This window comes from Streptomyces sp. NEAU-W12 (assembly GCF_026242095.1).
Taxonomy (GTDB): domain Bacteria; phylum Actinomycetota; class Actinomycetes; order Streptomycetales; family Streptomycetaceae; genus Streptomyces.
Window position 1 is genome coordinate 262,819 of the sequence record NZ_JAPJDM010000007.1, and the last position, 20,236, is coordinate 283,054.

Here is a 20,236-nt window from a genome sequence, read left to right on the forward strand (position 1 = left end):
CTCAGAGAGCCGCCGCCAGCTCCGTCCCCTGCTTGATGGCCCGCTTGGCGTCCAGCTCGGCGGCCACGTCGGCGCCGCCGATCAGATGGACGGGGCGGCCGGCGGCGACCAACTCCTCGTACAGGTCCCGGCGCGGTTCCTGGCCGGTGCACAGGACGATCGTGTCCACCTCCAGGACGGTGCTCTCGCCGTCGACGGTGACGTGCAGGCCCTCGTCGTCGATACGGTCGTAGCGCACGCCGGAGACCATGGTGACGCCGCGGTGCCTCAGTTCGGTGCGGTGGATCCAGCCGGTGGTTCTGCCCAGGCCCGCGCCGACCTTGGAGGTCTTGCGCTGCAGCAGGTGGACGGTGCGCGGCGGGGCGGGCCGCTCGGGTACGGCGAGGCCGCCGGGCGTGCGGTGGTCCGTGTCGACGCCCCAGTGGCGGAAGTACGTCTCGGGGTTCTCGTGGGCCTTGTCGCCACCGTCGGTGAGGAACTCGGCGACGTCGAAGCCGATGCCGCCCGCACCGAGGACGGCGACCCGGTCGCCGACGGGGGCGCCGTCGCGCAGGACGTCGAGGTAGCCGAGCACGCTCGGGTGGTCGACGCCGGGGAGGTCGGGGACGCGGGGGGTGACGCCGGTGGCGACGACGACCTCGTCGTGGTCTGCCACGTCGTCGGCCGTGACCCGGGTGTCCAGGCGTACGTCGACGGCCAGTTCGGCGAGCCTGGTGCGGTAGTAGCGCAGTGTTTCGTCGAACTCCTGCTTGCCGGGGACCTTGCGGGCGACGTCGAGCTGGCCGCCGATCTGGCTCGCGGCGTCGAACAGGGTGACGTCGTGGCCGCGTTCGGCGGCGCTGACGGCACAGGCGAGGCCGGCCGGTCCGGCGCCGACGACCGCGACGCGCTTGCGGCGCCTGGTCGGGGACAGCACCAGCTCGGTCTCGTGGCAGGCGCGCGGATTGACCAGGCAGGAGGTGATCTGCAGGTTGAAGGTGTGGTCCAGACAGGCCTGGTTGCAGCCGATGCAGGTGTTGATCGCCTCGGGCCGGCCGTCCGCGGCCTTGGCCACGAAGTCGGGGTCGGCGAGCATCGGACGGGCCATCGACACCATGTCGGCGTACCCCTCGGTGAGCAGCTGCTCGGCGAGTTCGGGGGTGTTGATCCGGTTGGTGGTGACGAGCGGGACCGAGACCTCGCCCATCAGCCGCTTGGTCACCCAGGTGTAGGCGCCGCGCGGTACGGAGGTGGCGATGGTGGGGATGCGGGCCTCGTGCCAGCCGATGCCCGTGTTGATGATCGTGGCGCCGGCCGCCTCGACGGCCCTGGCCAGCGTGATCACCTCGTCCAGGGTCGAGCCGCCGGGGACGAGGTCCAGCATGGAGAGCCGGTAGATGAGGATGAAGTCCTCGCCGACCGCCTCGCGCACCCGGCGGACGATCTCGAGGGGGAAGCGCGTCCGGTTCTCGTACGAGCCGCCCCAGCGGTCGGTGCGGTGGTTGGTCTGCGCGGCGATGAACTCGTTGATCAGGTAGCCCTCGGAGCCCATGATCTCGACGCCGTCGTAACCGGCCTGCCGGGCGAGGCGGGCGGTGCGGGCGTAGGCGTCGACGGTGCGCTCGACGTCCGCGTCGGTGAGTTCGCGGGGGGTGAACGGGCTGATCGGCGCCTTGAGGGGGCTGGGGGCGACCAGGTCCCGGTGGTAGGCGTACCGGCCGACGTGCAGGATCTGCAGGGCGATGCGTCCGCCCTCGCGGTGCACGGCCTCGGTGATGACGCGATGCCGCTCCGCCTCCTCGTCGGTGGTGAGCTTCGCGCCGCCCTCGCCGACCCGCCCCTCGTCGTTGGGTGCGATGCCGCCGGTGACGATGAGGCCGACGCCGCCGCGGGCGCGGGCGGCGTAGAACTCGGCCAGGCGCGTGAAGCCGTTCTCGGCCTCCTCCAGGCCTACGTGCATGGAGCCCATGAGGACCCGGTTGGGCAGGGTGGTGAAGCCCAGGTCGAGGGGGGTCAGCAGGTGCGGGTAACGGCTCATCGGGCCCTCCGTGCGCGGTGTGGTCCCTACTGTTGTAGAGGACGCGCACCCGCTTGTGCAACTAGTTGCACAAACGTGCTGGAGGGCACACCGGCCCGGCGGCGGTCAGCGGCTTTCGAGGCGGACGTGCAGCTCCTCCTCCTGGTCGCCGGAGACCGTGCTCAGATCGTGCACCGTGAACAGGTCGTCCAGGGCGGCGCGGAACCGGCCGACCGCCCAGTAGCCGCCGTGCACGTCGGCGTCGACCGAGGACGCCAGCCGCACCGGGTCGGCCGGATGGGCGCCGCCCTCGTGCGGGTCGGCCACGTCGAACGTGCCGAGCCACACCGTCGGACGGGTCTCGGAGAGCTCCTCCGGCACGTCGTCGGAACGCCGGTCGGACGTGAAGCACGCACCCAGTGCGGCGAACACGCTCTGTGCGTCGTGCCTGTCGCACCCGCTCAGTTCGACCGAGACGGACTCCGGGTGCGGTCGCTCGCTGCCCATGGTGATCGCTCCTCTCGTCGGCACGCCTTGCCGGGCCGTGTCATGCCCTGCCAAGGGGCGTTCCCGTCCCTTCCCCGGCAAAACACCGCGTGCGCGGGAGCACCGCCCGCGCACGACCGGCGTGCCCCCGGGATCGCGGGGCACCCGGCGGAGGGAGGGAAGACGGCCGAGGAGACGGCCCGAGAGGCGGAAGATCGCCCCTACCCGCGATAGAACAGGTGGTGTCGGCACCGTCACGACGTGCCGCGGAGATCGGCGAAGGCGGGGCGTGCGATGAGTTCACCCGGATCACCCCCGGTCGAGGGCGACGAGGACGGAGCGGTCCCCGGGCCGGTCCGTCCCAGCGGGCTGCTCGACGTGCTGCGCGTGGCCTCGGTGGTGCTGGACCCCGAAGGCCGGATCGTGCTCTGGAGCCCTCAGGCCGAAGAACTGTTCGGGTACGCCGCCGAGGAGGCACTGGGCCGGTACGCCGCCCGGATCATGGTGCACGAGCGGTATCTGGATCTGGTCGTGCAGTTGTTCTCCGACGTCATGCGGACCGGGCAGAGCTGGGCCGGGGCGTTCCCCATCCGGCGCAAGGACGGCAGCACCCGGCTCGTGGAGTTCCGCAACATGCGGCTGACCGACGACCAGGGCGCCGTCTACGCCCTCGGCCTCGCGGTCGACCAGGCGACCGTGCGCCGGATGGAGCAGGACGTGGCGCTGTCCACCCGGATCGTCGCCCAGTCCCCGATCGGGCTGGCCGTCCTGGACACCGACCTGCGGTACGTCTCGGTCAACCCGGCACTCGAACGGCTCAACGGCGTCCCGGTCGAGGAACACCTGGGCCGCACGGTCCCCGAGGTACTGCCGCAGCTGGACGCCGGCACCTTCGAGGCCACCGCGAGGCAGGTCCTGGAGACGGGGAAGCCGGTCGTCGACCAGTTCCTGATCGGTCGGACCCCGGCCGACCCCGACGAGGACCACGCCTGGTCCGCTTCCCTGTTCCGGCTGGAGAACGCGCTCGGATCGGTGCTGGGCGTGGCCCTGTCGGTGGTGGACGTCACCGAGCAGCACCGGGCGGGCCTCGAGGCCGAGCGGGCGCGGCGCCGGCTCGCCGTCGTCGCCGACGCCTCGGCACGGATCGGCACCACCCTCGACCTGGACCGTACGGCGCGTGAACTGGTCGGGGTGGCCGTACCGGAGCTGGCCGACGTGGCTGCCGTGGGCCTGCTGGACACGGTGGTCCTGGGCCGCCGCAGCACCCTCGGTCCGGCCGAGCCTGCGGCGATCCGGGCACTGGCGGTCGAGGGCGCGGGCGCCGGCTCGGAGGACGCCCTGCGGGCGGCCGACCGGCCGGGCGAGGTGGCCCGCTACGCACCGGACCGGTTCGTCACCGAGTGCGTGCGCACCGCCCTGCCCGTGCTGGTGCCGCAGCTCAAGAACGAGGACCTGACCCGTGTCGCCGGTTCCCCCCGGGCGGCCGAACTGCTGGGCCGGGCGGGTGTGCACTCGTATCTGGCCGTGCCGCTGATCGCGCACGGCGAGGTGCTGGGCGCGCTCGACCTCAAGCGCGTCGACAACCCGCTGCCGTTCGACGGGGACGATCTGCTGCTGGCCCGGGAGCTGGCCTCCCGCGCGGCGGTGCAGATCGACAACGCCCGTTGGTACCAGAGCGCCCGCGCCGCCGCGCTCACCCTGCAGCGCAGCCTGCTGCCGAGCCATCCGCCCGTGACGGGCGGGCTCGAGGTCGCCTCCCGATACCAGCCGGCGGGCGCCACCAGCGAGGTGGGCGGCGACTGGTTCGACGTGATCCCGCTGGACGGCGGCAGGACGGCCCTCGTCGTGGGGGACGTGATGGGCAGCGGCATCCCGGCGGCGGCCACCATGGGGCGCCTGCGCACGGCGACGCACACGCTGGCCTCACTCGGTCTCGACCCCGCGGTGCTCCTGGTGCACCTCGACCGGATCACCGGCGATCTCGAGGACGCCATCGCCACCTGCGTCTACGTCGTCCACGACCCCCATGAGCGGCAGTGCCTGATCGCCAACGCCGGGCATCTGCCACCGGTGCGGGTGCGGGCCGGCGACACCCCGGAACTGCTCGATCTGCCGACCGGGGTGCCACTGGGGGTGGGCGGCGTCGAGTTCTCCACCACCGTCGTGGGACTCGAGCCCGGCGATCTGCTGGTGCTCTACACCGACGGTCTGGTCGAGACCCGGCACCACCCGCTGGACGAGCGTCTCGACCATCTGCTCACGCTGCTGCGCGGCCGGCCCGACCACTCCCTCGAGGAGCTGTGCGACCTGCTGCTGCGCACCCTGCACGAGCCCGACAACTTCGACGACGTGGCCCTGCTCATCGCCCGCGCCACCCTGCCCGGCGGTCCGGCCTCCCCCGGCCGTTCCGCCGTGTCGGACGGAGCTACGCTCTGACGCCGATCACGACATGGGCGTACTCCTCCTCCGGGACGGCCAAACGGGTTTGCAGTCCGGCTCCGGTGAAGGCGGCGACGGCAGCGGGGGCCTGGCGGCGGCTGGTCTCCACCAGGAGGCAACCGCCGGGCGCCAACCACTCGGGGGCCCCGGCGGCCACCCGGCGCAGCACGTCGAGCCCGTCCGCGCCGCCGTCGAGCGCGACGCGCGGCTCGTGGTCGCGGGCCTCCGGGGGCAGCAGGCCGATTTCGTCGCTGGGCACGTAGGGCACATTGGCCGCGAGGATGTCGACCCGGCCGCGCACCGTGCCGGGCAGCGCGTCGAAGAGGTCTCCGGTGTGCACCAGGCCGCCGAGGTCCGCGACATTGCGGCGGGCACAGCGCACGGCTGCCGGGTCGATGTCGGCGGCGTGCAGCTCGACCGTGCCGAGTCCGCCGGCCAGGGCGATGCCGACGGCGCCCGAACCGCAGCACAGGTCCACGACGACGGACGCGTCGGATGCCTGCGCGAGGGCCTGCTCCACGAGGAACTCGGTGCGGCGCCGGGGTACGAAGACCCCGGGGGCCACGGTGATCCGCCGGCCGCTGAACTCGGCCCAGCCGACGACCAGTTCGAGGGGAAGCCCGCGGACCCTGCGCTCGACCATCCCGGTCGCGTGGTCCGGGGTGGGCGCGGCGGCGAGGATCAGGGCGGCCTCGGCCTCGGCGAAGACGCATCCCGCGGCGCGCAGCGCGGCCACGACGGCCTCCGGTGCGCCGGGCGCGGACGGAGCGACGGGGGAGGAAGGGACGGAAGAGGAGGAAACCCGCGAGGAGCCGGAGGAGAGGCCGGAGGAGAGGGAAGAACGGGACGGCATGGCGGCAGGAGCCTTTCGAGAACCGAAGGATGCTCCTGCGGTCACCTAACGGGAGTGATCCGCGTCGCTTCGTGGTGGGAGCACCCGACCTGACAGAGCGGTAATGGGTCTCACCCCCTCGGCCGTCGACGACTGGGACCATCCGCAGCCGGACCGCTACAGTACCCGACGACGTCACCGGCCGTCCGGCGTATCTCCCCTGGTCGGCGAGCCCGCGGGGCGGGCGGTCCGCAGGAGGCCGGGGGCCGGGCAGGACCGGTGTGTGCGGGTGGTTCCGGACACCCCGTACGGTGGTGTCCGGAACCATCTGAGCACCACTCGCAACGGAATCGCCGATCACGTGAACATCACCCGCGGCTTCACCGGCCGCCCCCGCGTGCACCATCCCGGCCTGCCGCCCGGCCAGTACGACGCGGGCGACGAATGGCCCGTCCTGTCCGCCGAGGTCACCCCCGGCCTCGCGCCCGCCGACTGGTCGCTGCGGATCGACGGGCTGGTGACGGAGCCCCGTACCTGGAACTGGGAGCAGGCCCACGCCCTGCCGGCCTCGGCGTACGAGGGCGCGATCCACTGTGTGACGGGCTGGTCGAAGTTCGGGGTGCGGTTCGGGGGCGTCTCCCTGGACGCCTTCTGGGAGGTGGCCCGGCCCCATGGGTCCGCCACGCATGTGGTCGCCTACGCGCACACCGGCTACACGGCGGACCTGCCGCTCGCGGACCTGACCGGTGGGCGGGCCTGGATCGCCTGGGAGTACGACGGCCGGCCACTCGCACCGGAGCACGGCGGCCCGGCCCGGCTGATCGTGCCGCATCTGTACTTCTGGAAGAGCGTCAAGTGGATCGCGGGCCTGCGGCTCCTCGACCACGACGAGCCGGGGTTCTGGGAGGGCAACGGCTACCATGCGCGCGGCAATCCCTGGGAGGAACAGCGGTACTCCGGTGACTGAGGTGGTGGAAGTGGCTGGAACGGCCGAGACGACTGCGGTGACGGAGGGTGCGGCGCAGGGTGCACGGAGCCGGAGGGCGGAGGCCTCACCGGCTCCGTTCGTCCCTCCGACGCGGTTCGCCGTGCCCGGGCGCATCGGGGTGAGCCGGCAGACGGCCTCGGTGTGGCGGACTGCGACACTGACCGGCATCCGTCGCGAGACCCCGCGCGCCGCGACCTTCCGCTTCGCCGTGCCGGGATGGCCGGGGCACGTGCCCGGCCAGCATCTGCTGCTGCGGCTGACCGCCGAGGACGGCTATGCGGCCCAGCGCCACTACTCGATCGCGTCCGCGCCGGACGACTCCGGGCACATCGAGCTGACCCTGGACCATGTGGCGGGCGGCGAGGTGTCGGGCTGGTTCCACTCGGTGGCCCGGCCCGGTGACCGGGTCGAGGTGCGCGGTCCGCTGAGCGGCTTCTTCGCCTGGCCGGGTGACCGGCCCGCACTCCTGCTGGGTGCCGGCTCGGGCGTCGTCCCGCTGATGTCGATGGTGCGGCACCACAGGGCCCGGGGCCTGTCGCTGCCCCTGCGGCTGCTGGTGTCGGCGCGCAGCCCCGAGGAGCTGATCTACGGGGGCGAGTTCGGCGCGGAGGCCCTGCCGGTGTTCACCCGCAGCGCGCCGGAGGGGGTGGCCGTGGGACGTATGGCGGCCGCACATGTGGCGCCGCTCCTGGCCGAAGCCCCTCCGGGTGGGTGGGAGGCCTATGTGTGCGGTTCCAACTCCTTTGCCGAGCATGCCTCCAGGCTGCTCGTCGCGGCCGGACAGCCCGTGGACCGGATCCGTATCGAGCGCTTCGGCTGACCCCTCCCGGAAGCGGCAAAGCCGGGGCGGACCGAGTCGGGCTGCCGTTCCGGACCCGTCGACAGCAAACGCTTTCCACGCCCTTTACCTGCGCCTCTCTGTTCTTGTGTATACATGGACCGAGTCCGGCGAAAGGTCTGGCGGGCGCCACGACGTCCCACGTACGGTGTGATCGCTTCGTACGGTCCCGGCACAAAGGCGGTCCTCATGCCCCTGTTCGATCTTCCCCTCGACGAACTGCACGCGTACCGGAGCGCGTCCACGGCGCCGGACGACTTCGACGCGTTCTGGACCAGGACGCTCACGGAGGCTCGCGAGCACGACCTGGACGCCCGCTTCGCACCGGTCGACACGGGCCTGTCCACGGTGCGGGTCTTCGACGTGACGTTCGCCGGGTTCGGGGGTCACCCGGTCAAGGGCTGGCTGACGCTGCCGGCCGAGGCCGAGGCGCCGCTGCCGCTGGTCGTGCAGTTCATCGGTTACGGCGGTGGCCGCGGCCTGCCCCACGAGCATCTGCTGTGGGCCTCGACGGGCCGGGCGCACTTCGTGATGGACACCCGCGGCCAGGGCAGCGCCTGGGGCGGCGGCGGTGACACGGCGGACCCGGAGGGCGGCGCGCCCGCGTATCCCGGGTTCATGACGCGCGGCATCGACGCGCCCGAGAACTACTACTACCGCCGGGTGTTCACGGACGCGGTACGCGCGGTGGAGGCGGCCCGCTCCCACCCCCTGACCGACGCGGCGCGCACTGCGGTTCTCGGCTCGAGCCAGGGCGGCGGCATCACCCTCGCGGTGGGCGGGCTGGTCCCGGACCTGACGGCGGTGGCCCCGGACGTGCCGTTCCTGTGCGACTTCCCGCGGGCGACGACGCTCACCGACCGGCATCCGTACCGGGAGATAGGCCTCTACCTGAGGACGCACCGGGGCCGCACCGACGACGCCCTGCGCACTCTGTCCTACTTCGACGGCGTGCACTTCGCCGCCCGCGGCTCGGCACCCGCGCTGTTCTCGACGGGACTCGAGGACCAGACCTGCCCGCCTTCGACGGTCTTCGCGGCGTTCAACGCCTGGAGTCATGCCGACAAGTCGATCGAGGTGTACGACTTCAACGACCACGAGGGCGGCGGCCCCTTCCAGGAGGCGGCCCAGCTCCGGTGGATGCGCTCGCGCCTCTGAGGGACCGGACCGCGGACTTTCGGACAGGACGGCTGCGGCGGGCTCCCGCGATGCGTCCGGCTCCCGGGGAACGGGACCCGGACGCCGCCGCACCGCACGCACCCTCCCGCCCGGCACCGCGCGGCGGGCGATGCCCCGGTCCTGTTTCGGCCGAACTCCCGGACCGCCCTTCCCTGGTGGTTTAGACCAATGGTAGATGTGGTGGCGCAACGAACCCACACCACTACGGGACGTCACCAACAGGAGGCGCGGCATGGCCCGCACCACCCCGCACGACCCTTTGCAAGCCTCGCCACCCAGCGCACCGCACCACGTTCCGCACGGCCCTCCGCACTTCGGTGACGAGCCGCTCTACCGGCGGATCGCGACGGAGCTGCTCGGCGAGCTGCGCGACGGAGCCATTCCGCCCGGCGAACGGCTCCCGGGAGAACGGCAGCTGGCAGAGCACTTCGGGGTGAGCCGGGAGACCGTACGGCAGGCGCTGGAAGTGCTGCGCCGCGACGGTCTGGTCGCCACCGACCGGCGGGGCAGCCATGCCACCCTGCAGGGTCCGCCGGTGGAGACGCCCGCCTCGCTCACCTTCCCGGTCGGCGCGCGGTACGCCGGCCGGGCCACCGTGTCCTGGGAGTCTCCGCCGCCCGGGCACGCCGAGGCACTGGCTCTGGCACCCTCCCGGGCGACGCTGGTGCACCGCTACTGGTCCGCGTCGGCCGACGGGCGCGAACTGCGGACGGCGGTGAGCTCGTTCTCCGCCGTCGCACTCTCGGAGGTCGAGGAACTGGCCCGCTACCGCGACCGCGCCGACGGCGCCACCGCCGCGGAGTTGCGGCGCGCCTACGACTGGCTGCGCAGGGCCGGACTGACGCTGCACCACCGCGACACGATCACCAGGATCGCGGGCACACCGTCCGTACGGGTCACCCGGCGGGTGCACGACCAGTACGCCCGGCCGCTGGAGATCACGGAGTTGATCGTGGACGCCCAACAGGACGCACTCGTCTACGAGTTCACCCTGCCCGCGGCGGTCTGACCGGCACGACGGACGATGAGGGCCTGCCCGGCGGATCACCTCGGAGACGACCGGCGACGCCCGTTCTGCCGGGACGAGCGGGGCCCGGTGCGTGCGGGCTGCACGGCGGAGGAGGGCCGCGACACGGTGGGTCCCTGCTCGAAGAGCCTGGAGGAGTGCGCGGGCCCCGTGTCTTCGGCAGGATCCGCCGGACCGGCCCTACCGGCCGGCCCGCCGCTCTCCGGGCCGCTCGGCGACGACCAGGCGGACGCGCGGGCTGCCGTCCGGCCGCTGCCCGAACTCGGACAGCGGGTGGAGCTCGACCCGGAATCCGGCCCGGTCCAGCTCGCGACGGAGATCGCCGAAGCGGAGGGCTCGGTAGTACATGACGAACGGCGGGCGCCACACCGCGTTACGCACCCGCATCGCCACGTCGAAGCCCAGCAGCACCCCGTACGCGAGGGAGCCCGGCCGGGGCGGGGCGACCACCGGGAAGGCGAACCGTCCACCGGGCCGCAGTACACGGCGGACCTGGGCGAACAGCCCCGGCAGCTCAACCGGCAGGAAGTGTCCGAACGCCCCGAAACTCACCACCAGGTCGAAGGCCGACCCGAACGGCAGCGCCCGCGCGTCCGCCCGCACCCATCCGGCCGTCGGCCCCCCGGGCCGGCTCCGCCCGCGCGCGACACCGAGCATGCCCGCGCTGAAGTCGACGCCGGTGACCCTCCGGCGGCACACCCGCGCCAGCACGTCCATGCCCGCACCGGTGCCGCAGCACAGATCGAGCCCGGAGTCGAACGGCCCCAGCCTCCGCAGCGCCTCGGCGGTGGCGTCGAGCACCGGGGCGGGCGTGCGGAAGGGGGTGTGGTCGAATTTCGGCGCGAGGAGGTCGTATCCGCGTTCCACGGACGACAGCGCCTGGACGGCGAGTTCACGCAGGCGGGGGCCTTCTGGGCTGAACATCGGGTCAGCCTAGCCCCGGGACCGGCCGGGAGCCCCCCGGGAGGCCGGCCTCGTCCGCACTGTGTGATCCGTCGACCGTGAGGGGCGGCGATGCGGGCTTTCCGTGAGGCCGTGGAGGCGCACGGCATGGACGCCGCCGAAGCGCTGCCGGCCGAGGACGTCGACTCCTCCAGCCCGGACGTCTTCGAGCCCTGCACCGGCAGGCCGGTCACCGCGGCGATCCCGCACGCCGTGGCGGAGGTCTTCGAGGACTTCCGTCATGTGCGGGAGGTCAATGACGCGAACGGCCGTGACCACGTGTCCGTGTTCACCGCTCGGGTGGGCGACCGTGCGGTCGAGGGCTGCGACATCCTCCATGTCGACGACCACGGCCGCATCGACCGACTCACCGTGATGGTGCGCCCCTTGGCACGCCGGGCCGAGGAGGGCGGTTCACTCACGATCCCCGCCCCGGCTCCGGTGGAGACCGGTTCCCGCGCCGACGAGTTCTACTTCGAGGAGCTCAGGGGCACCGGCAACATGGAGCTCCGGCTGAGTCGCGAAGCGGCGTCCCGTCGGCTGTTCCCGGCCGTCGACATCGTCCCTTCCGGCACCCGCCACGAGGAACTGCTCCTCACACCGGCGGAGTTGACGGCCGCCCGCGGTCTGCGCGGGGTGCTGCGGTCCCGGGACGGGCAGTCCGGCCTGGAGGCGCTGCTGGAGCGGATGCGCGAGGCCCCCGACCGGCCTTCCTCCGGCGCGTCCAGCCCACCCTGCCCGGCAGCTGACGCCCCGGGCAGCCGGCGGTTCCCGGCACCCGGCCGTCTGGCCGCCGTCCCTCCGGGCCGCGGACCGTCGCTGCCGTCGTACCGCCGTGCGGCATCCGAGTGCTTGCGGAGAGCCTCCGGCCCGGTCACCGCGGCCGTCCGGGGTCCCCTTCCTACGTTTGCGGTATGACTATCGGATTTGCTTCGCGGGCGGCCGCATCCACCTGTGCCCTCTGCGCAGCGGGCCTGCTGACGCTCGCCCCCGCCGCGGCGAGTGCCGGTACGCGCACGGACCCCGCGCCGTCGCCCGGCTCCGGGGCACGGACGGCCCCGGGACCGCGAGCCGCGTCCGCGGCGGCGCCGGATGGGCTGCTGTACCGGTCCGGCACCCAGGTCCGCCCGCGCGCCGGGGCGCCCGGCGTCCCGGAGCTGTCCGCCCGGTCGTGGCTGGTGGCCGACGCCGGCTCAGGGGCGGTGCTCGCCGCACACGACGCGCACCGCAGGCTGCCGCCCGCCAGCACCATCAAGGCCCTGTTCGCGCTCACCCTGCTGCCCGTCCTGCCCGTCGGCATCCGGCACACCGTCAGCGAGGAGGAACTGACGGGCATCGGCCCCGGCAGCAGCCGTGTCGGAGTCGCCGAAAACCTCACCTACCGGATCTCCGACCTGTGGAACGGGGTCTTCCTCAGCTCCGGCAACGACGCCGTGCGCGTGCTGGCCTCGCTCAACGGCGGCTGGAAGGTCACCGCCGAGCGGATGCAGGACAAGGCCCGCGCCCTCGGTGCCCACGACACGCGGGTGAAGTCGCCCGACGGCTACGACGCCCCGGGCCAGGTGTCGTCGGCGTTCGACCTGGCGGTGTTCGGCCGGGCAGGACTGCAGAACCCCGACTTCGTCCGGTACTGCTCCCGCGAGGAGGCCGTCTTCCCGGGCCGCGACGACGGGTCGTACGCGATCCGCAACACCAACCGGCTGCTCACCGGCTCGGACGGGGTGGAGCGGTACCCGGGGATCGTCGGGATCAAGAACGGCTACACCAGTGGTGCCGGCCACACCCTCGTGGCGGCGGCCCGCCGGGACGGACGCACCCTCGTGGTGACGGTGCTGAACCCCCGGCGGGGCGGTGCGCACGCCGTGTACGAGGAGGCCCGCACGCTGCTGGACTGGGGGTTCGAGGCGTCGGGCCGGGTCGATGCGGTGGGGTCGCTGGACGCTCTGCGGGGCGCGTCGCTGCCGGGCTCCCAGGCGCAGCCCGTGGCCGCCCCGGCCCTCACCACGGTTCCGGCGGCACGGGACGACGGGCCCGAGCGGGCGGTGGTGTGGACCGTGGCGGGCACGGCACTGCTGGGCGCGGTGGGCACGGGCCTGTTCCTGCGGCTCAGGTGGGGTCCGGCGGTACCGGACTGACCGGCCGCGACGCATGTCGCCCACCGCACCACCACGCCGAGCACCGCGCGACACGCCCCATCACACCGCTCGGCGCTCCGGGAGGCCGCCGGCGCCGTGCGGCGGTCCGGGGCAGCGGCTCCGACGCCGGTACCGGGCCATGGCCACCGACCGGCACGCCGCCGCAGCCGCCGAGCAGCGGTTCACCGGCGAACGCGGTGAGCACGACCGGGTCGACCCCGGCATGGGCGAGGGCGGCCGCGGTCACCGGGACGCGGCCCCGGTCGCCTCCGTCGGAGATCATCACGGCGACGGAGCTGCCGCCGGGCGGAGCGGCGCCCTGTGCGTGCGCCCTCGAAGTCGTCCCTCGGCGAGCAGCCCGGGTACAGCCCCTCGGGGCGGCGACGTCCCGGCCTCGGTCCGAGGCCGTCGCCGGGTGCTCACGCGCCGCGTCGGCGCCCCGGGTCCCGGGGGTACCGGGCGGGTGGTGGTGATCCGGGCGGCGGCGCGGGCGAGGCCGTGCAGGGAGTCGGCGAACGGGGGCGGGGTGACGGCGCGGGCCGGACGCCGGAGGTGTCGGGCCGGACGAAGCAGTGCCCGCGCTGGGGCTGCCCACACCCCGTGTCCCCGGGGGGCACCATCATTCTGCGGCGGGGCCCGCGTTCGCATACTCACGTACATGGCCAATCCAACGGTGCTCGATCCGACGATGCCCACGCACACCCCGCCCGCCTCACCGCCCGGGAGTGCCCGCGAGAAGGGAAGCGACTTCGCCGAACTGTCGCGGCGCATGGCCGCCGAAGGCCTCCTCCGACGCCGCCCCCTCTACTACACCCTGCGCCTGGGATCCGTGGGCCTCGCCCTCACGGGAGGTGTCGCCGCCTTCCTCGTCCTGGGCGACAGCTGGAGCCAGTTGTTCGTCGCGGCGGCCCTGGCCGTGGTCTTCGGGCAGCTCGCACTGGCCGCCCACGATCTGGCGCACCGGCAGGTGTTCTCGCGCCGGCGCCCCAGTGAGGCCGGTGGTCTGCTGGTGGCCGACGTGCTCCTCGGCATGAGCTACGGCTGGTGGATGAACAAGCACACCCGCCACCACGCGAACCCCAACCATGAGCAGAGGGACCCGGATGTCGCCCCCGACCTGCTGGTCTGGTCGCGCCGCCAGGCGAGCCGGGCGCAGGGTCCCGCGCGGTTCGTCGGCAAGCACCAGGCCGTCCTGTTCTTCCCCCTGCTGACGCTGGAGGGCCTCAACCTGAGTTTCAGCAGCTTCAGGGCCCTGCGCGGCCCGGCGGTGAAGCGGCCGGTGCTGGAGGGGACCCTGCTCGTCGTCCACTTCGCCGTGTACTTCGGCGGCCTGTTCACGGTGCTCTCCCCCGGCAGGGCGCTCGCCTTCGTCGCCGTCCACCAGGGCCTGTTCGGTATCTGCCTCGGCTCCGTGTTCGCCCCCAACCACAAGGGCATGCCGATGGTCGAGGAGGGGGAACGGCTGGACTTCCTGCGCCGCCAGGTGCTCACCTCCCGCAATGTCACGGGCGGTGTGCTCGTCGACGTCTTCATGGGCGGGCTGAACCACCAGATCGAGCACCATCTCTTCCCCAGCATGCCCACCCCCGCTCTCGGCCGGGCCCAGGTCATCACCGAGCGGTACTGCGCCGAGCTGGGCATCCCGTACTGCCGGACGGGGCTGCTCACCTCGTACGCCACGGCGCTGCGCCATCTCAGGAGCGTGGGGCGACCACTGCGCGAGGGCCGCTGACGGAACGGCGGCACGTTCTCCGGCCGGAGGGCGGGCAGGGACGGGCGCCCCACTACGCCCACAGCGCGTCGGCCAGGGCCGCGCCCGCGAACGCCGCTCCCAGGCCGGCCGCGACGCTCGCCACGACGTTCACGGCGGCATAACGGGTGGCCCCCGCCTCGGTGAGGCGGAGCGTCTCGTAGGAGAAGGTGGAATACGTGGTCAGGGCGCCGCACAGACCGGTTCCCAGCAGCAGCTGGAGGTGCGGGCCCGCCGCTCCCGCGGCCACCGCGCCGGTGAGCAGGCCGAGTACCAGGCAGCCGGCGACGTTCACCGTGAAGGTCCCCCAGGGGAAGACCGAGTCGTGCCGGGACTGCACCGCGCGGTCGGTGAGATAGCGCAGCGGCGCCCCGACCGCGGCGCCCAGTACGACCAGCAGCCAGGTCACGGGCCCTCACCTCCCGGCCCGGGTGTGTGGGCACCACGGTCACCGTCCGGGTACCGGACGACCTCGCAGGCCTCGAGGGTCACCAGTCCTTCGGCGACGAGCGCGTCCAGCTCCGGCAGGAAGGCGCGGACCCGCTCCTCGGTGTCGACGACCACGACCGCCACCGGCAGGTCCTCGCTCAGGGACAGCAGCCGGGAGGTGTGGACGAGCGAGGAGGCGCCGAAGCCCTCGATGCCGCGAAAGACGCTGGCTCCCGCCAGTCCTGCCGCGTGGGCACGGTGGACGATCTCCGAGTAGAGGGGCCGGTGGTGCCAGGTGTCGTTCTCGCCGATGAACACGGTCAGGCGCAGGGCGCTGCCGGTCGGCCGTGTCATGACTGCCTCCTCTTCAGAACGCGGCGGGCCGCGGACGCGGCCGCCCACACGGCGGCCAGCGCCGCGAGCGGGGTGACGGCGAGGTGGACGAGGGCGAGGCCCCCGGCGCCGCCGTCGAAGAGGTTCCGGCCGTCGACGGCATAGGTGGAGAAGGTGGTGAAACCTCCGAGGACACCGGTGCCGAAGAACGGGCGGACGAGGGGGTGGGCGGCGCGGGTTCCGGTGATGACCGCCATGAAGACGCCGATCACGGCGCAGCCGGTGATGTTGACCCACAGGGTCGTCCACGGGAAGCCGTCCGCCGGTGTCGGCCACCGCAGGGAGGCGGCGTGGCGGGCGGCGGCGCCCGCTCCCCCGCCGGCTGCCACCACGGCGACGACGGGAGCGTGCACGCGCAGGACGGGGCGTGTGCGGTGGGCCTGGACGGGGGGCGGCGGGGGTGTCACGGGCGTACGTCTCCTACTCGTCGAGCGGCCCGGACGTGCGGGCGCGCGTCTGCAACAAGTAGGGACCGTTGGCGGCGGCGCCGCGGTTCGGGTACGGCGGGCCCCACCGCCGCGCCGCGAGACGTGCTCGTGGCCGAGGGCCAGTTTAACGCCCGCGGCCACGGGAGCCCACGGGTGTGTATGCCGTCGGCGGTATGCGTCACCCACCCCTTCCGGCCGTCCGCGCGTCCCCGGCGATCCGCGCCTCGTGGCAGCGGTGGTACGGATGTCCGGCGCCGCCGGTGCGCAGCGGGCCGACGGCCCTGAGCGGCCGGAGGCGGGTGAGGGCGACCGGGCGGGTCGTGCCGGACCGGCCGGCGACGGCCTCCGCGGTGGCGCCGGGTCCGGCGCCGGGTTCCCCCGGCCGGGCCGGGATGTGCCGCCGTGTCCCGTCCCCGGGAGCCCTGATCATGTTGTCCGCCTCCGCCCCGGCGTCCTCTCCGGGCGCTTGCGCCGTCCCGCAGCCGACGCCTCCGTGTCAGGCGCTCCGGCACGTCGCCTCCGAACCGGGCACGCCCCGGAAGAGGGCGGTTGAAGAACGCACGGGCACAACGGCGCACCAGCGCGGGGCCCGGCCGCACACGTGCCGTCATGTGTGCGGCCGGGCCCCGGTGTACGTCAGGAACTCACCCGCTCACCGGTGGCCGAACCACGACATCGCGGGCAGCGCCCGGTCGTCGTAGCCGAACAGCGCCTGGTTCTCCCAGCCGTTTCCGGAGGCAGGGTCGGCCGGGTCCCAGCCGTTGCCGGTGCGGGCGGTCCAGGTGGCCTCCCAGTAGAAGATCCCGAGGCCGCGCCCGTTCGGGACGGCCTCCACGATGCTCGCCACGTCGTTCATCCACCGGGCCTGGCCCGCCGTGGTGGCCGGGTAGCCGGGGACGAGTTCCCCGGTGAGGTCGATGATGTTCTCCAGCCCGTCCTCGCTGTCGAGACGGAACGGGTAGGCCGTCTCGGCGAGGAAGACCGGCTTGCCGTAGCGGGAGGCGGCATCGTCCAGTGTGGTCTGGACGTCGTGCAGCGTGCCGTGCCAGTAGCCGTAGTACGACAGCCCGATCGCGTCGAACTTCACGCCCCGGGACACCGCGTTGTCGAACCACCAGCGGGTGCCGTCGAGGTCGCCGCCCTCGGCCAGGTGCAGCGCGACGGTGGTGGACGGGGCGACCGCCTTGACCGCGTCGTAACCGGAGTTGAGCAGACCGGCGAGCTGCGTCCAGTTGCTGGTGGAGCCCTCGTTCCAGAGCATGCCGCCGTTGATCTCGTTGCCGACCTGGACCATGTCGGCGGTGGTTCCCTGTGCCTTGAGGGCGTTGAGGACGTCGTACGTGTGCTGGTACACGTCCGTCCTCAACCGGCCGTAGGAGTGCCCCGCCCAGGCGGCGGGCTTGTTCTGCTTGCCGGGATCGGCCCAGGTGTCCGAGTAGTGGAAGTCGACCAGCAGCTTCATGCCCCTCGCCTTGACCCGCTGGGCCATGGCGAGGACGCGTGCCTTGTTGTTGTAGCCGTCTGCCGGGTCCACCCAGACCTTGAGGCGGGCGTAGTTCATGCCGGCCGACCGCAGGATGGCGACGCCGTCACCGGCACGGCCGGAGGCGGTCCGGTAGACGCCGCCCCTGGCCTCGCTCTTGGGCAGGGACGAGATGTCGGCGCCCTTGACCGCCAGGCCGGAGGTGCCCGGGGCGAAGGTCAGGTCGTCGACGTTGATCCAGTCGCCCGCGTCGGCATCGCTGTGGACGCTGATCGTGCACTGGTTGTTCGTCACCCTGACGGGTACGACGATCCGTATCCAGTCGCTCGCGGACACCGGCAGGTCGGTGCGCTGGTCGGGACCACCGCAGTTCTTGAGGGCGAGGTGGGCGGCGTTCTGGCCGCCGCCGGAACGGACCCAGGCGGTCAGTTTGTAGTCCCCGTTGGTCAGACCGGACAGGTACTGGTACGTCTCCACCTGGTAGGCCGAGGACGACCAGTGGGAGAGGCGATGGCCGCCGCCGCGTCCGCCGGACTCGGAGTACGAGGCGGCGGTGGAGCCGTGCTCCGACCAGCCGGCCGGGGTGGCGGCGCCCGAACCGCCGGCTTCGAAGCCGCCGTTGGTGAGGGTGCTCGCCGCGGTCGCGGTCTGTGCGGGCAGTGCGGCGAGGGAGAGCCCCGCGGCGAGCGGCAGCAGCAGGGCCCTGAGGACGGCTGTGCGGGTGTGTGCGCGCGTGCGTCTGGGATGGAACATGGGTGTTCGTCGTCCCTTCGACGTGGGGAGGGGAGCTGCCCCCGCCCGCGGCAGGGCGGGGGCCTCCCTCCGCCCGCGGCGTGTGCTGCTCACGCGGGCGGAGGGGAGTCGCGGCTCAGCCGTCGAGTCGGACGACCCGGACGGCTCCGGCCGGGACCGCCAGGCGGTCCGCGGCGCGTTCACCCGTCAGCAGCTCGGTGCCGGGAGTGTCCAGCGGCACCTTGGTGTCGCCGGCGGTGTGGTTGATCACGAACAGGAAGGTGCCGGACTCCCCGGTGCGGCGCACCACTTCGACATCGCGGGGCAGGTCGGCGCGCGGGGTGATCCCGGTTTCCTCGACGGCCCGGCCGAGCACGGTGTCCAGTCCTTCGGCGCCCAGGCGGGTGGAGACGTACCAGGCGCTGCCCTCGCCGAGGCGGTGCCGGGTGACGGCGGGGTGGCCGGCGGTGAGGCCGTCGGCGTAGGTCCAGACGGTCTCGGCGCCGCGCGGCACCACGAACTCGGACCATACGTCGGCGTCGAGTTCGGAGCCGTCGGGGCCGTTCAGGCGCACCCGGCCGCCGGCCGGCAGCGGCGAGAACTCCTCGACGGTCAGGCCGAGGACGTCCCGCAGGGGGCCGGGGTAGGCGCCGTCGTGCACGGCGTCGTGTTCGTCGACGATGCCGGAGAAGTACGAGACGACGAGGGTACCGCCGTTCTCGACGTACTCCTTGAGGTTGTTGCCGGCCGCCTCGGTCATCAGGTACAGGGCGGGGACGACGACCAGGGGGTACCCCGACAGGTCGGCCTCCGGGTGCGCGAAGTCGACGGTGAGGTGGCGGTCGTAGAGCGCTTCGTAGAAGGAGTCGGCCCGTTCGCGGGCGTCGTGGTCCTCACTGGGGTGCCAGTCGAGGTTCTGCGCCCACCAGGAGTGCCAGTCCCACAGCACGGCGACGTCGGCCTCGGTGCGGGTGCCGCGCAGGGGTGCCAGCGCGTCGACGTGCGCACCGAGTTCGACGACCTCGCGCCATACACGGGTGTCGGTGCCGCCGTGCGGGAGCATCGCCGAGTGGAACTTCTCGGCGCCGCGCCGGGACTGGCGCCACTGGAAGAACATGGCTCCCTCGGAGCCGCGGGCCACGTGGGCGAGGGAGTTGCGGGCCATCTGGCCGGGTGCCTTGGCAGGGTTGCGGGGCTGCCAGTTGACGCCCGAGGTGGAGTGTTCGAGCAGCAGCCAGGGGGCGCCGCCCGCGACGGAGCGGGTGAGGTCGGCGGACATCGCCAGGTTCACGTGGGTGCGGCGGCCGTCGGTGATCAGGTAGTGGTCGTTGGTGACGAGGTCGACCTCGCGGCCCCAGGCCCAGTAGTCCATGGAGTCGCACTGGCTGAGGGCCGTCATGAAGTTGGTGGTGACCGGGATGCCGGGCGCGAGGCGGTGCAGGATGTCCCGCTCGGCGGTGAAGTTCTCCCGCACGGTGGCGTCGGTGAACCGCCGGTAGTCCAGCGCCTGGCCGGGGTTGCCGACCGTCGGGGTGGCCCGCGGCGGGTTGATCTGCTCGAAGTCGGCGTAGCGCTGGCCCCAGAAGGCGGTGCCCCAGGCCTCGTTGACGGCGTCGACGGTGCCGTGGGTACGGGCGAGCCAGCGGCGGAAGTGGGCGGCGCAGCCGTCGCAGTAGCAGGCGGAGACGGGGACGCCGTACTCGTTGTGGACGTGCCACATCGCGAGCGCGGGATGGTCGCCGTAGCGCTCGGCGAGCCGGGTGGTGATGTCCGCGGCGGCGGCACGGTAGGCGGCGTTGCTGTGGCAGATGGCGCCGCGGGAGCCGAACTCGTAGCGCACCCCGTCCGCGGTGACCGGCAGCGCGTCCGGGTGGGCGCGGTAGAACCAGACGGGCGGCACCACGGTGGGCGTGCCGAGGTCGACGCGGATGCCGTTCTCGTGCAGCAGGTCCAGGACCCGGTCGAGCCAGCCGAAGTCGTGGACGCCGGGTTCGGGTTCCAGCAGGGCCCAGGAGAAGATGCCGACGCTCACCATGGTGACGCCGGCCTCACGCATCAGCCGGACGTCCTCGGTCCAGACGCCTTCCGGCCACTGCTCGGGGTTGTAGTCCCCACCGAAGGCGAGCCCGGTGAGGCCCGTGGGGGTGGTCTCCGGCATG

17 protein-coding genes and 2 pseudogenes are annotated in these 20,236 nt (G+C 73.1%); 9 read left to right on the forward strand and 10 right to left on the reverse strand.

Going from position 1 to position 20,236, the window contains the following annotated elements; genetic code table 11:
* Position 1 precedes the first annotated feature (1 nt).
* Both ORI94_RS11280 and ORI94_RS11285 read right to left on the reverse strand, forming a co-directional pair.
* Positions 2 to 2,017 carry an NADPH-dependent 2,4-dienoyl-CoA reductase gene (locus ORI94_RS11280; protein WP_266074340.1) on the reverse strand — a complete coding sequence of 672 codons (2,016 nt, stop codon included), beginning with the start codon at positions 2,015 to 2,017 and terminating at the stop codon, positions 2 to 4.
* Between the two features lie 105 nt (positions 2,018 to 2,122).
* On the reverse strand, positions 2,123 to 2,503 hold the full coding sequence (locus ORI94_RS11285; RefSeq protein WP_266074341.1) for a hypothetical protein: 381 nt from the start codon (positions 2,501 to 2,503) through the stop codon (positions 2,123 to 2,125).
* Between the two features lie 273 nt (positions 2,504 to 2,776).
* On the opposite strand from ORI94_RS11285, the gene ORI94_RS11290 reads away from it, so the two are divergent.
* Positions 2,777 to 4,918 carry a SpoIIE family protein phosphatase gene (locus ORI94_RS11290; protein WP_266074342.1) on the forward strand — a complete coding sequence of 714 codons (2,142 nt, stop codon included), beginning with the start codon at positions 2,777 to 2,779 and terminating at the stop codon, positions 4,916 to 4,918.
* On the opposite strand, the gene ORI94_RS11295 is transcribed toward ORI94_RS11290, so the two are convergent.
* Positions 4,908 to 5,657: a putative protein N(5)-glutamine methyltransferase gene (locus tag ORI94_RS11295; protein ID WP_266074343.1), complete on the reverse strand. Its 750-nt coding sequence runs from the start codon at positions 5,655 to 5,657 to the stop codon at positions 4,908 to 4,910. The genes ORI94_RS11290 and ORI94_RS11295 overlap by 11 nt on opposite strands.
* Positions 5,658 to 6,114: 457 nt before the next feature.
* On the opposite strand from ORI94_RS11295, the gene ORI94_RS11300 reads away from it, so the two are divergent.
* The 4 genes from ORI94_RS11300 to ORI94_RS11315 all read left to right on the forward strand — a co-directional run bounded on the left by ORI94_RS11300 (position 6,115) and on the right by ORI94_RS11315 (position 9,767).
* Positions 6,115 to 6,720, forward strand: coding sequence for a sulfite oxidase-like oxidoreductase (locus ORI94_RS11300; RefSeq protein ID WP_266074344.1), 606 nt, complete (start codon positions 6,115 to 6,117; stop codon positions 6,718 to 6,720).
* 121 nt (positions 6,721 to 6,841) lie between these two features.
* Complete coding sequence (locus tag ORI94_RS11305) at positions 6,842 to 7,561, forward strand: ferredoxin reductase (RefSeq protein ID WP_266074345.1); 720 nt, start codon at positions 6,842 to 6,844, stop codon at positions 7,559 to 7,561.
* Positions 7,562 to 7,768: 207 nt separating this feature from the next.
* Positions 7,769 to 8,737: an acetylxylan esterase gene (locus ORI94_RS11310; RefSeq protein ID WP_266074346.1), complete on the forward strand. Its 969-nt coding sequence runs from the start codon at positions 7,769 to 7,771 to the stop codon at positions 8,735 to 8,737.
* A gap of 253 nt (positions 8,738 to 8,990) precedes the next feature.
* The gene (locus ORI94_RS11315) at positions 8,991 to 9,767 is read left to right on the forward strand and encodes a GntR family transcriptional regulator (RefSeq protein ID WP_266074348.1); all 777 of its coding nucleotides are present in this window, start codon (positions 8,991 to 8,993) and stop codon (positions 9,765 to 9,767) included.
* A gap of 198 nt (positions 9,768 to 9,965) precedes the next feature.
* Here the strand turns inward: ORI94_RS11315 and ORI94_RS11320 are convergent, their stop codons facing one another.
* Positions 9,966 to 10,709 (reverse strand): class I SAM-dependent methyltransferase, encoded by a 744-nt coding sequence (locus ORI94_RS11320; protein WP_266074349.1) that lies wholly within the window; start codon positions 10,707 to 10,709, stop codon positions 9,966 to 9,968.
* A gap of 90 nt (positions 10,710 to 10,799) precedes the next feature.
* Between ORI94_RS11320 and ORI94_RS11325 the strand changes: the two are divergent.
* The 4 genes and pseudogenes from ORI94_RS11325 to ORI94_RS11345 form a co-directional block, all read left to right on the forward strand.
* A pseudogene (locus tag ORI94_RS11325) lies at positions 10,800 to 11,120 on the forward strand (nuclear transport factor 2 family protein); the annotation flags it as partial.
* Positions 11,118 to 11,476, forward strand: a pseudogene (locus tag ORI94_RS11330) (transcription termination factor Rho); the annotation flags it as partial. The pseudogenes ORI94_RS11325 and ORI94_RS11330, both read left to right, overlap by 3 nt.
* A 165-nt stretch (positions 11,477 to 11,641) precedes the next feature.
* On the forward strand, positions 11,642 to 12,862 hold the full coding sequence (locus ORI94_RS11335) for a D-alanyl-D-alanine carboxypeptidase family protein (protein WP_266074350.1): 1,221 nt from the start codon (positions 11,642 to 11,644) through the stop codon (positions 12,860 to 12,862).
* 658 nt (positions 12,863 to 13,520) lie between these two features.
* A complete protein-coding gene (locus ORI94_RS11345; protein WP_416237801.1) occupies positions 13,521 to 14,594 on the forward strand; it encodes a fatty acid desaturase family protein in 1,074 nt (357 codons plus the stop codon).
* Positions 14,595 to 14,646: 52 nt separating this feature from the next.
* Here the strand turns inward: ORI94_RS11345 and crcB are convergent, their stop codons facing one another.
* The 6 genes from crcB to ORI94_RS11375 all read right to left on the reverse strand — a co-directional run bounded on the left by crcB (position 14,647) and on the right by ORI94_RS11375 (position 20,235).
* The gene (gene crcB, locus ORI94_RS11350; RefSeq protein ID WP_266074351.1) at positions 14,647 to 15,021 is read right to left on the reverse strand and encodes a fluoride efflux transporter CrcB; all 375 of its coding nucleotides are present in this window, start codon (positions 15,019 to 15,021) and stop codon (positions 14,647 to 14,649) included.
* Positions 15,018 to 15,395 carry a DUF190 domain-containing protein gene (locus ORI94_RS11355; protein ID WP_266074352.1) on the reverse strand — a complete coding sequence of 126 codons (378 nt, stop codon included), beginning with the start codon at positions 15,393 to 15,395 and terminating at the stop codon, positions 15,018 to 15,020. Before ORI94_RS11355 ends, crcB begins: the two co-directional genes overlap by 4 nt.
* The gene (locus tag ORI94_RS11360) at positions 15,392 to 15,841 is read right to left on the reverse strand and encodes a fluoride efflux transporter FluC (RefSeq protein WP_266074353.1); all 450 of its coding nucleotides are present in this window, start codon (positions 15,839 to 15,841) and stop codon (positions 15,392 to 15,394) included. The genes ORI94_RS11355 and ORI94_RS11360 overlap by 4 nt, the downstream gene beginning before the upstream one ends.
* A 199-nt stretch (positions 15,842 to 16,040) precedes the next feature.
* Positions 16,041 to 16,292, reverse strand: coding sequence for an ArsR family transcriptional regulator (locus ORI94_RS11365; RefSeq protein WP_266074354.1), 252 nt, complete (start codon positions 16,290 to 16,292; stop codon positions 16,041 to 16,043).
* 222 nt (positions 16,293 to 16,514) lie between these two features.
* The gene (locus ORI94_RS11370; protein ID WP_266074355.1) at positions 16,515 to 18,098 is read right to left on the reverse strand and encodes a glycoside hydrolase family 53 protein; all 1,584 of its coding nucleotides are present in this window, start codon (positions 18,096 to 18,098) and stop codon (positions 16,515 to 16,517) included.
* 115 nt (positions 18,099 to 18,213) lie between these two features.
* A complete protein-coding gene (locus ORI94_RS11375) occupies positions 18,214 to 20,235 on the reverse strand; it encodes a beta-galactosidase (protein WP_266074356.1) in 2,022 nt (673 codons plus the stop codon).
* Between the last annotated feature and the right edge of the window lies 1 nt (position 20,236).